The sequence below is a fragment of the Glycocaulis sp. genome, from assembly GCF_052168375.1.
Taxonomy (GTDB): Bacteria; Pseudomonadota; Alphaproteobacteria; order Caulobacterales; family Maricaulaceae; genus Glycocaulis.
Genome location: NZ_JBQLZR010000136.1, coordinates 1 through 12007 on the forward strand (window position 1 = coordinate 1; position 12007 = coordinate 12007).

General features: G+C 63.4%; 8 protein-coding genes. 1 reads left to right on the plus strand and 7 read right to left on the minus strand.

Annotation, left to right across the window (positions count from 1 at the left end; translation table 11 throughout):
* Positions 1–41: 41 nt before the first annotated feature.
* The 5 genes from ACTS2Z_RS05395 to aceA form a co-directional block, all read right to left on the minus strand.
* Entirely contained in the window at positions 42–491 is a 450-nt protein-coding gene (locus tag ACTS2Z_RS05395) for a hypothetical protein (protein WP_442572200.1), read from the minus strand.
* An 11-nt stretch (positions 492–502) separates the two neighbouring features.
* Entirely contained in the window at positions 503–1546 is a 1044-nt protein-coding gene (locus ACTS2Z_RS05400) for a hypothetical protein (protein WP_442572201.1), read from the minus strand.
* Between the two features lie 56 nt (positions 1547–1602).
* Positions 1603–3216: a malate synthase A gene (gene aceB, locus ACTS2Z_RS05405; RefSeq protein WP_442572202.1), complete on the minus strand. Its 1614-nt coding sequence runs from the start codon at positions 3214–3216 to the stop codon at positions 1603–1605.
* Positions 3217–3335: 119 nt separating this feature from the next.
* Entirely contained in the window at positions 3336–3818 is a 483-nt protein-coding gene (gene rraA, locus ACTS2Z_RS05410) for a ribonuclease E activity regulator RraA (protein WP_442572203.1), read from the minus strand.
* A 134-nt stretch (positions 3819–3952) separates the two neighbouring features.
* On the minus strand, positions 3953–5248 hold the full coding sequence (gene aceA, locus ACTS2Z_RS05415; RefSeq protein WP_442572204.1) for an isocitrate lyase: 1296 nt from the start codon (positions 5246–5248) through the stop codon (positions 3953–3955).
* Positions 5249–5401: 153 nt separating this feature from the next.
* Here aceA and ACTS2Z_RS05420 point away from each other — a divergent pair, with 153 nt between their 5' ends.
* Positions 5402–6814 (plus strand): helix-turn-helix domain-containing protein, encoded by a 1413-nt coding sequence (locus ACTS2Z_RS05420; protein ID WP_442572205.1) that lies wholly within the window; start codon positions 5402–5404, stop codon positions 6812–6814.
* Positions 6815–6876: 62 nt separating this feature from the next.
* Here the strand turns inward: ACTS2Z_RS05420 and ACTS2Z_RS05425 are convergent, their stop codons facing one another.
* Both ACTS2Z_RS05425 and ACTS2Z_RS05430 read right to left on the minus strand, forming a co-directional pair.
* Positions 6877–9426 (minus strand): TonB-dependent receptor, encoded by a 2550-nt coding sequence (locus tag ACTS2Z_RS05425; protein WP_442572206.1) that lies wholly within the window; start codon positions 9424–9426, stop codon positions 6877–6879.
* 354 nt (positions 9427–9780) lie between these two features.
* Positions 9781–12007 (minus strand): TonB-dependent receptor (locus ACTS2Z_RS05430; RefSeq protein ID WP_442572207.1); only part of this gene is annotated, 2227 nt, incomplete at its 5' end.

Sequence of the window (12007 nt, forward strand, 5' to 3'; positions counted from 1 at the left end):
GATCGCCCTATGGACGAAAACGCGTTTCGACTAGGTGTGCCCTAGCCTTTCGCCAGCGCTTTCGCCTGCCCCACCCAGTCCTCGCGCATGATGCGTCCGCGCGCATTGAGCAGTGCGTCAAATTTCTCGATATCGGCAGCGCTCCACCCGGCAATCTGGCGGAAGTGAAACACGCCTGCCTCGGCCAGCGTGCTTTCCGCTTTCGGGCCCAAGCCCTTGATGCGGGTCAGATCGTCCGGCCCCGCCTCACCTGATGCCCCTGCCTTTGCAGCCTCCAGTGCTGGCGCAGGCGTCTCGGTGCGGGCTGGTTCAGGTGATGGTGCAGGCCGGGCCGGCTCGGACGGTACAGGCTCAGCTGTGACGGGCTTATCGCGAGGGGGCAGGCGCAACGGGCCGTCGGGGCGCGCGCCACGCAATATCCATCCAATGACGCCGCCAATCAGCGCGGACAGCGCCAGCATCACCCACATATGCCACATCAACCACATCATGGTTTCATTCCTCAGCCTGCTTGCGCGGCGCGGCGCTCGCTGCGCGCGAGCACTTCAAGTGCAATTGCGTATTGTCCTGCCGGTCCGCTGGCCCGCACCAGAATGCGCTCCGGTTCTGCGCCGCCCGAGACGAGCGGCCCGATCAGCGCCTCGGCTACCGCAGCACCGGATCGCGCGGGTGTCGTGATCACTAGCTCACCCGCCGCGCAATGGGAAAAGGCCGAACCGGCCTCCGCCAGTGCCTCCGCCGACAGGTCCGACAGTGGAAGCCGCGCTTCCAGTGCGCTGCCGTGCGGACCCAGCGTTGCCTGCACGAGCAGGTCGCACAAGGCGACCGATCGTAGCGGCACCGAATAAATCTCGCGCCCCGCCCGGATATGGGATGCCGACCCGAAGGGCGCAGGCACCGAGCGCAAGCCGCCAGCAACGCTCTCGCCCGTCTGGGCGCTTGACGCGAACCCTGCCAGCGCCACGCCCTCGTCGAGCAGGAAGGCCGTGCCCTGTTCAAGCCTTACCAGCTCACCCAGCAACAGGCGTACGGCAGCTTCCCAGCCATCGGGTATCTGTCCTGCAGATTCTTCCAGAAACACGTCGGCTTCCGGGCTGAGCGCCCCGGCAATACGGGCCACGCGTTCAGCAGCGCCAGGGTCGGGCGCAAAGCCGCGTACCACAAGAACCTCGCCTTCATAGTCGGCACGGATGGCAAGACCTGCCTCCGGCAGGGCAAGGCGCGTTTCGTCGGTGATGCGTGTAATGCCGCCGGCCACCACCCCGCCCGACCAGTCCGCCTGGCGCACGGCGCGCACAGCGCGGGCACGCGCGTCCTCTGACGGAGCAAAGCCCGAAATCACGGCGCGCTGGCCGCGCATTTCCACGCTGGCCCAGCCTTGTTCGCCCACACGCTCCAGCGCGCTGGCGGCCGCCTGTTCCAGCCGCGCCTCCAGCGCCCTTGCAGACCAGGGCGAGAGATACACCGCCCAGATGCCGAACAGGAGGAACACGCCCGCTGCGATCAGCAGGCCGCGATGGCGAATCAGAAGCGCAAAACGATCCATGGGGACCAGCCTAGCGCGGTTTCGTGGCGGGATTTAGGGGCAATGCGGGATCGTGATCAGGTCTGCTCACGAATTTTCGCGTATGCGGGCAAGGTGAGGAACTCCTCAAAACCCTCATCCAGAGCCAGAGCGGTCAGTATGTCAGTCGCCTCGTCAAACCTTCCGCTGGTCCAGGCATTATCGCCCAGCTCGGCGCGAATGGTGCTTGCGGCTGCGGCTATGACCTCGCGCACATAGCCCGCATCGACGACGCGGCCTTCAGCTGTTTTCACACCGTGCGTGCGCCACTGCCAGAGCTGAGCCCGGCTGATCTCGGCGGTAGCGGCGTCTTCCATCAGGTTATGGATCGGCGCTGCGCCCCGCCCCTGCAGCCAGGAGGCGATATAGCGGATGGCGACATCGGCATTGCCAGTGACCCCGGCGTGGGTGACCGTGCCTTCAGGCGCAGTGAGAAGCGCAGCGGCGTCCTCTTTCACATCCGGAATTTTCGACAGCTGGTTCGGTCCGCTCATCACCGCATCGAAGGCCTCCATGGCGACCGGCACCAGGGCGGGGTGAGCGACCCAGGCCCCGTCATGACCGATGCTGGCCTCGCGCGTCTTGTCGGCCTTCACCTTGGCGATCGCAGCCTCGTTCGCCGCATCATCACCCTTGACCGGAATGAAAGCGCTCATCCCGCCCATGGCGTGAGCACCGCGCCGGTGACAGACGGCGATCACGCGCTTTGCGTATTCCGCCATGAAGGGCACGGTCATCGTCACCTGGCCGCGATCCGGCAGCACGGCAGCCGGATTGGTTTTCTGCCGCTTGATATAGCTGAAGATATAGTCCCAGCGCCCGGCATTGAGCGCCGTGATATTCTCGCGCAGGGCGTAGAGAATCTCGTCCAGCTCGAACGTGGCCGGGATGGTCTCGATCAGGACGGTGACGCGCACCGTACCGCACGGCAGGCCCAGCACGCTCTCGCAATGGCGGATGACCAGAGACCAGAGGCGCGCCTCTTCCATCGTTTCCAGCTTGGGCAGGTAGAAATACGGCCCTGTCCCGTTCGCTTTCAGCCGGGCGTGATTGTGCAGCAGGTATAGCGCGAAATCGGCAAATCCGCCGCCCATCGGCTCGCCATCAATCTCGATATGGGCTTCATCGAGGTGCAGGCCGCGTGCCCGCACGATGAGGACCGCATGGTCCTTCTTCAGCGCATAGGCCTTGCCACTGTCGGCATCGGTATAGTCGATCTGACCGTGAACGGCGTCGCGCAGGTTTATCTGGCCTTCCATCATGTTGGACCAAGACGGCGTCGAGGCATCCTCGAAATCGGCCATGAAGCATTTCGCGCCGCAATTGAGCGCGTTGATGATCATCTTGCGATCAACCGGACCCGTAATCTCCACCCTGCGGTCGGCCAGGTCTGCCGGTGCAGCGGGGACGGTCCAGTCACCAGCGCGGATCGCGGCCGTGTCGGAGCGAAAACCCAGAGTTTCCTCGCCAGCATCCAGCCGCTTCTGGCGTGCGATACGCGCCGCCATCAGCGCCTTGCGCTCGGCGTTGAACCGGCGATGGATGTCGGCCAGCAGGGCCAGCGCCTCGCCTGTCAGTATCGTCTCATAGCCGGGGCGCATGGCGCCCTTGATGGTGACACCTTCCGGCGCGGTGTTGGCATGTGCTGTCATGTGCATTTCCTGGTCGTCTGCTTGCTTTGAAAGTCTGGATCGCGGGTCAAGCCCGGAAATCCGGTGGAGAGGCCCGATGAGACAAGCCGGGGTTTCTGCGCCCTAAGCGGGGACCCCAATCAGGTTCGCAGCTCCCCCGCGGATACAACAACCCCGTCCCGATCAGCATAAAGCCAGTTTCCCGGCGCAAATGTCACCCCGGCAAAGCTGACCGATATTCCGCGCGTGCCAAGGCCACGTTTCTCCGTCTTGCGCGGAATGAGGCCCAGAGCCAGCACGCCCAGCGGAGTGGCCTCAAGCTCATGGACATCGCGTACTGCGCCGTGAACCAGAATGCCTGCCCAGCCATTCCGGGCGGCGAGTTTGCCCAGATCACCGCCAACCATGGACCGGCGCACGGAGGCTCCGCCATCGATTACGAGAACGCGCCCCTGCCCCGGCTCGCTGACGGCTTCGCGTACCCGCGAGTTGTCTTCATAGGCGAGTATGGTCTCGACCGGGCCGGCAAACTCGCGCCGCCCGCCGAAATGAGTGAAGAGCGGCGCGAGAACACGCACCTGATCGGGAAAGGCATCACACAGATCGGCAGTGTGGTGGGGCATCACGATTCGTGGCCTTTTTCAGCGTTTTCCCGGCGAAAGCCGGGATCCAGAAAATTTGCTGGGCACCGGCTTGCGCCGGTGAAACGCGAGATGGTGATACGGCTTCCTTCCCCGCGTGCGGGAGAGGAATGGACCTATTCCGCCGCCGTCGCCTTGAACTGCGCGGTCTCGGTGCTTTCGCCCATGGCCGTGGTTGACGCGTTGCCGCCCGAAAGGGTGAGGTTCACCTTGTCGAAATAGCCGGTGCCAACCTCGCGCTGGTGACGCGTCGCCGTGTATCCGTCCTTCTCGGCGGCAAACTCGGCCTGCTGCAGCTCGGAATAGGCGCCCATGCCGCGGTCGCGATAGCCCCGCGCCAGCTCGAACATGCCGAAGTTGAGCTGGTGGAAGCCCGCCAGCGTGACGAACTGGAACTTGTAACCCATGGCGCCCAGCTCGCGCTGGTAGGTCTCGATCGTCGCCTTGTCGAGATTGGCTTCCCAGTTGAAGGAGGGCGAGCAGTTATACGCCATCATCTTGCCGGGATATTCTTTCTGGATCGCTTCGGCAAAGCGCTTGGCCTCTTCTAGGTTCGGCTTGGAGGTTTCCCACCACAAAAGATCGGCCACCTTGGCGTAGGCGAGCCCGCGCTTGATGCAGTGCTCGACGCCGACCCCGCTCTTCAGGCGGAAGAAGCCTTCCGCCGTACGGCCGGCATCGAAATCGATGAATTCGTGGTCGCGCTCGTCAATATCGGAATTGATAAGCGTTGCGCTCTCCGCATCGGTGCGCGCGACCGTCAGGGTTGGCACCCCCATGATGTCGGCCGCAAGGCGCGCCGCATTTAGATTGCGCTCATGCTGGCTGGTCGGGATCAGCACCTTGCCGCCCAGATGCCCGCACTTCTTCTCGGCAGCTACCTGGTCCTCGAAGTGAACGCCCGCTGCGCCCGCCTCGATAAAGGCTTTCATGATCTCGAAGCAGTTCAGCGTACCGCCAAAGCCGGCCTCGGCGTCGGCCACGATCGGGGCAAACCAGTCCCGGCTCGCCTTGCCGTTTTCCGAAACCTCGATCTGGTCGGCACGCTGGAGCGTGCGGTTGATCTTGCGGGCCAGCTCCGGGGCGGAATTGGCCGGGTAAAGCGACTGGTCAGGGTACATGGCGCCCGCCGTATTGGCATCAGCAGCCACCTGCCAGCCCGACAGATAGATGGCTTTCAGGCCCGCGCGAACCATCTGCATTGCCTGATTGCCCGAAAGGGCGCCCAGCGCATTGATGTAGGGCTCGGAATTGAGCAACTGCCAGAGGCGGGCCGCGCCGCGCTCGGCCAGCGTATGGCTGATCTGCACCGATCCACGCAGGCGCACGACCTCATCAGGGGTGTAGTTGCGCTCGATACCGTCAAAGCGGCCCGGCACGGCGGCAGGAACAAGATCGTAAAAGCTGGTCATCACGGACCTCCTCAAGCAAGAACTTGTGAGTTTCATACACCGAGGCGATCTGGATGCGTGGAAATTACCCATATAAAAGGGGAATGTGTGTATGCTATTGATGCATTATGATTTGTATGATTGTAATTTTTCATACAATTGGGAATCACGATCATGGACGCATCGCAGCAGGAAAAGCTCTTTGCCGGCGCACGCCTGCGCCGTCTGAGGCGTGAGCTTGACCTGTCACAGGCTGAATTTGCCGAAACGCTGGGCATATCGGCGAGCTATCTGACACTGCTGGAGCGCAATCAGCGCCCTGTGACCGCGCGGGTGCTGCTGGCGCTGGCGGAAAGCCATGATGTCGATGTGCGCAGCTTTGCTGCCGAGTCGGACCGCCAGACCCTGAGTGATCTTGGCGAAGCGCTGGGCGATCCCGTCCTGAAGGGCAGTGATCTTGATGCGCGCGACGTGCGTGAGCTGGCCGATGCCCACCCGCGCGCCGCAGAGGCGATGGCGCGCCTATTCCATGCCTATCGCGATGCCAGTGCCAATGCGGCGGAGCTCGCCGCCCGTCTTGCTGACGGCAATGTGGCGGGCACAGGCTCGCTTCTGCCGCTTGAGGCGGTGCGCGACGCGCTCGACGCCGCGCAGAACCATTTTCCCCAGCTGGAAGAGGCCGCAGATGCGCTGCGTGAGGCGGCGCGCCTCGATGAGCTTGGCCGCACGCAAGGCTTGCACGATCATCTGCGCCGCCAGCATGGCGCAGCGGTGCGGGTCTATGACGACACGGTGATGGGCGGCACATTGCGGCGCTTTGACTTTCACGCCCGCAAGCTGCTCCTGTCGGAGGTGCTCTCGCCGGCCGGGCGCGACTTCCAGACCGCGCTGACGGCAGTGCTTCTCGACTGCGCAGATATTCTTGACGCCTCAACGGCGCGCGCCGCCCTGCCCGATCCGGTTGCAGCGCGCCTCTACCGGGCCAACCTTGCCGGTTACACTGCGGCTGCCGTGCTGATGCCCTATGACACCTTTCACCAGAGCGCCGAGGCGGCGGGCCATGACGCCGAAACTCTCAGCCACCGCTTTGCGGTGAGCTATGAGCAGGCCGCTCACCGCCTGACCACGCTGAACCGTCCGACGCGGCGCGGCGTTCCCTTCTTCCTGATGCGCATTGATCCGGCGGGCAATGTCACCAAGCGGTTCGGCGGCGGGGTGATCCCGTTCGCGCGGGCGGGCGGCGGATGTCCGCGCTGGCCGGTGCACGATGCCTTTCGCCTGCCGGAACGGACACTGACGCACTGGGTCGAACTGCCGGATGGCACCCGGTATGTGTCGCGGACGCGGGCTGTCGCCCGCCCCTTGCCCGGCGGCGGCGCCGCCCTTCAGGCCGTTGTTCTGGGATGCGAGGCGCAGCACGCCGCGCGGCTGGGCCTTGGCGATAGCGCGCCTGCCCCTATTCCGGTCGGCCTGACCTGCCGCCTATGCGAACGGCGCGATTGCGCACAGCGCGCCTATCCGCCCTTGCAGCGCACGTTGAAGGTCGAGCCGCACACCCGGCCCGTTTCGCCCTTCGCGTTCAGCTAGACTGCACGAAAAAGGGCCGGAGCATGGCTCCGGCCCCTTGCCGTTTTCAGCTTTGACAGCGCCTAGAAGCGCGAGCGCAGCGTGATGCCATAGGTGCGCGGGGCACCCAGGAAGGCGGCGTAGCTGGCCGTGTTGCGCGGCTGCGTCCACTCGCCACCATCAGCGCCAGCGGTACCACGGCGGCCTTGCGCGAAGGCGTCAAATGCGACTTGCGCGTAGGTCTCGTCGGTGAGGTTGCGGCCCCACAGTTCGACATACCAGCGCTCGTCTTCCGAGCCGAGACCGATACGGGCGTTGAGCACCGTGAACGAGTCCTGGAACTTCTCCGGATCGTTATCCGAACCGGTGTTGTAGCCAGACACGTAACGGGTATCGAGGCCCATGCGGGTCATCAGGTTATTGCCCAGGCCCCGCTCGTAATTGACCGCCAGGTTGAAGAAGTTCTCCGGCGAGAGCGAGAAGTTCTGGCCTTCGAGCGCGGCGATCAGCGGGTCGGTGGTGGTGATGGTCTGATACTCGGTATCGACATAGGCATAGCCGCCCGAGATATCGAGGCCTTCCACCGGTGTCAGCCAGAGGAAGTCGAACTCGGCGCCGTAGGAGCGCGCCTCGTCCACCGATTCAACCACGAAGGCCGTGCCGTTGAACGTGTTGAGCTGGAAGTCCTCGATGTCCTGGTAGAAGAAGTTGCCGTTCAGCTGCAGCACATTCCCGAACAGGGTCGACTTGAAGCCGGCCTCCCAGGCCGAAATCGTTTCAGGGGCAAACGAAGTGTCGACATCGGTGTAGCCGACGCCCGGCGTCAGCGGACCGTTGAACTGGCGGTCGAGGTTGAAACCGCCAGCCTTGAAGCCACGCGAGAAGCCGCCATAGACCATCACATCGTCGGTCAGGTCATACTGGGCCCGGATCGTGCCCGACAATTCCTCGTCCGTGCGCGACTGGTCATAGCCGGTATTGTCGAGGCCGGTACGCGCATACGGCAGACAGATATTGCCAATCGCCACTGCGCCGCCGGTGATCGTTGCTGCCGGCAGGCTGCCGGCCGTGCCGGCCTGGATCCAGCCCGAAACCGGGTTCAGGCCAAACGCGCCCTCAAGCGCTGCGCACGCTGCCGGAGCATTGGTGGAGAAGGTCGCCGTGACGTCCTTTTCCTCGCGCGTATAGCGCAGGCCGCCCGTGATCGCGAGACGGTCGGTGAGCTGGTAGGTGTTGTGCGTGAACAGCGCCCAGCTGGTGGCCGACTGGTTGTAGAGGTCAGCGCTGACACCCGAGCCAGCCGTGATGGCCGAACCGACCGGGATGTTAACCGCGCCGCCGGTCAGGTTGGACACGGTCTGGCTGACACCCGCCGGGGACGGAGTGCCCGAAGGCGCCGTCAGCAGGATGCCGAGGAAAGGTTCCCATTGCGAGCCGAAGCGGATCGCGTCACCCAGTTCCAGCTCTTCGTTCGAGTAGAAGCCACCGACCAGCCAGTCGAGCGGACCACGCACGCCCTGCAGGCGGAATTCCTGGCTGAAACGCTCCAGATTGGTGAAATTGCCGTCCAGGCGGGCAGCGATGTCGAGGCCGGAATAGTCGATGTCCTGCGTGCGGGTATTCTCCCAGCGGCGGAAGGCCGTGACCGAGGTCAGGGTGGCGGCGTCGAAATCGACATCAAACTCTGCCGAGACACCCCAGTCCGTGACGTCCTGCTGATAGGGCGTGTTGGCAAAAGCCTGACGCGCATCCGGGTTGGCCGGGCTCAGGACCTGACCGCCCAGCTGGCCGACAATGGCAGCGATCTGCGGGTTGTAATCCCATTGCACGGCAGAGCAGCAGAATTCGCTGCGGTCGGAGAAGTCGGCGATGATACGGCCGGTGACCGTCGCGCTCGGCGTCCAGAGGAGCTGACCGCGGACAGTGTAATAGTCCTGGTTCTCGGACTCGCTGACCGTGCTCGTACCACCCTGACGCAGGTTCAGCGTGGTGAAACCGTCACGCTGGTTGGTGACCGCAAACAAACGGAAGGCCAGCTGGTCTTCAACGATCGGACCGGTGATGGAGCCGGACAGGCGGCGCAGATCGTAATTGCCGACCTGAAGCTCGGCATTGCCGCCGAATTCGAACTCGGGTGCCTGGGTGATGATGTTCAGCACGCCGGCAGAGGTGTTCTTGCCAAACAGCGTGCCTTGCGGACCGCGAAGGACCTCGATGCGCTCCAGCTCGCCCAGATCGCCGAAGCCAACGCCGTTGCGCGCACGGAATACGCCGTCGATGTAAACGCCGACAGAGCTTTCGAGACCGAAATTGTCGCCGACCGTGCCTACGCCGCGCACGCGCGCGGTCGTGATGGTTTCAGACTGGGTCGAGGTAACCATCAGGCCGGGCGCCAGCACGATCAGGTCCTTGATGTGCTGAATGCCGGAATTTTCCAGCTGCGTCTGGTTGAAGGCCGAAACGGCAACCGGAACGTCCTGCAGGCTTTGCTCGCGCTGCTGGGCCGTAACCGTGATGACTTCGAGCTGGCGCTGCGCAGCCGGCACATCGGCGCTTTGCGCGTGCACACCGCCGGCAAGGACCAGCGGCGAGGCAGCGGCCAGAAGGGCTGCACGCAGGGTTGTTATGTTCATGATTTTCCTCCGCGGATGACGGGCGGGGAGCGCCCGCTTTTCTTGTTGCGACGCAGCATGACGCTGCGATGCCGACAAACTGTCGTCAATTGCACGGATGAAAAGGGGATCTGCTGAAATAGTCGGGGTATCCCGGTCTGGCGGAACCCATTTGCTGCGCTCGCACCAGACGTGTTGCATCGCGAACACGCAACAGCGTTAAATCCCGGTAACGTATTGAAGCTGTTTATATTGCAGCTGCGAGAGCTCTATCGGCCACTGGAGAACGCAACGAAAAAGGCCGGAGCGTTGGCTCCGGCCTTTCCCTCCTCCCTGACGGTTCTTTTGACCGTTTGGGTCGTATGCCGTTCCCGCCTAGTTGCGGATGCGGAACTCCAGGCCGATGACGCGGCCACGGTTGAGCGGCGAGAAGGTGCCGCCGAGCGGGGCCGGGCCAAGGAAGGCCGGAAGCTGCGTATCGTTACCGTAGGTCACTTCGTCGGTCAGGTTCTTGCCGTAGAGGGCCAGGATGTGACGGCCTTCGTTGAACGACAGCGACAGACCGGCATCAAGAATGCCAACCGAGTCGAAGAAGCCCAGATTGCTGTCCGTGTAGGCGTTGGCGTCACGGAAGTTATAGCTGAGCGAGCCGGTGAGGGTCGAACCACCGCCCAGGGTGAGCGGAATGTCGTGATAGACACCGACACCATAGGTCCACGGTGCAAGACGCGGGATGTCGAGAGCGAGGTCGGCAGCGTTGATGACGCCGTCCGCGTTCAGGTCGAACAGCACCGAGTCATAGCTGCCATCGAGATAGCCGAGCTGGGCCGTGACGAGCGTGTTGTCGCCAATGAAGAAGCGGCCTTCGACCTCGAAACCGGTAATCGTGGCATCAGCCGTGTTACGGATGATCTGCACCACGCCGGTGGCCGGGTCAGCCTGGTTGATCTCCCGCTGCATGTCACTGATGTTGTTATAGAATGCAGCGACGTTCAGGATGACATTGCCATCGGCCAGTTCGGTTTTCACACCGACCTCGAATGAGTCGACGCGCTCCTCGTCAAACGGTCCGGGCGTGATGGCCGGGTTCGGCGAGGTGTTACGGAAGTTGTAGCCGCCAGAGCGGAAGCCTTGCGACCAGCTGGCATAGACCTGGCTGACATCGTTGTAGCGATACTGGACACCGACGCGCGGCGAGAAGGACGACCAGCTCTCGGAGTCGATGAAGGCACCCGGCGTACCGGCAACGACCGTACAGCCCACGCCAACGGCGCAGCCCGTGCCCGGCAGGAGCGACTGGATGCGGGCATCCTTGTCTTCAACCGAGTAACGGCCGCCGACGCTGAGCGTCAGCTGATCGCTCATCAGAATGTCGGCATTGGCGAACACACCCCAGGTGGAGTGGTCGATCCGGCCACCACCACGCGTGTTGACGGCGCCGCCCAGCAGGAGGCGTTGCTCCACATATTCGATCGTCTGATCGAAGTAATAGAGACCGGTGGTGAACTCGACATTGCCGAACGTGCCTGCATAGCGCAGTTCGTTGGACCACTGGTTCTGGGCCTGCCAGGCCGGAGCGTGGGAGAGGAAGCCCGGAGTGGCGTCGATATCGCCGAGAGACGAGCCCTCATAGTCGCGCCAGCCGAGAATGTTGGTGATCGTGCCGTTACCGAACTCGACACCGACCTCAGTGGACAGGATCGCCTGGCCCCACTGGGCTTCAGCAAAGCCCGGCTCGTTGACCGAGAAGCGGAAGCTACCGCGCGGGAAGAGGCCGCCAATGCCCGAACCGTTCACATGGTTCTGGCCGGCCGGGCCGTCGCCTTCGGTTTCACCGTATTCGAGGCGCAGCACGAACTCGACATTGTCGCTCGGCCGCAGAGCGATCGCCGGACGGATGATGGTGACGATATTGGCGCCGTGGTCGGAGCCATCGAACTCGTTGGTGAACCAGCCATCATCGTCACTGCGGTAGACGGCGAGCTTGGCCGAGACCGAATCAGACAGCGGACCCGTCACGACACCGGAGGCCACCCAGCGCAGACCGGTCTCGACACCGAGGCGGCCATTGAAGCTGAATTCCTCGGACGGGGTCGTGGTGCGAACCACAACAGCACCACCGGTCACGTTTCGACCGAAGAGCACGCCCTGCGGACCGCGCAGCACCTCGATGGCCTCGATGTCGAAATTGTCGACGATGACGCCCGAATTGATGCCGTAATACATCTCGTCGACGAAGTAGCCGACGGTCGGGTCGATTGCCGGGATGGAGCTGTTGATGCCCAGACCGCGGATCGAGAAGTTGGCGATCGTCGGTGACGTGCCGATATCTTCGAACTGGACGTTCGGAATGACATAGCTCAGCGAGCTGATGTCCTGGTACTGTAGCGCAGCCAGCTGATCACCACTGAAAGCCGTGACGGCCACCGGCACGTCCTGCACGGCAACGCCTTCAGGGCGCTTGGTGCCGGTGATGGTGATGACTTCACGCAGCGCCTCGCTGGCGCTTTGCGCCTGGACGCCAGCCGTAAAGACCAGCGGAGATGCTGCTGCCAGCAGTGCCATGCGTATCATGGAAATTTTCATTGCGCTCGTTCCTCCC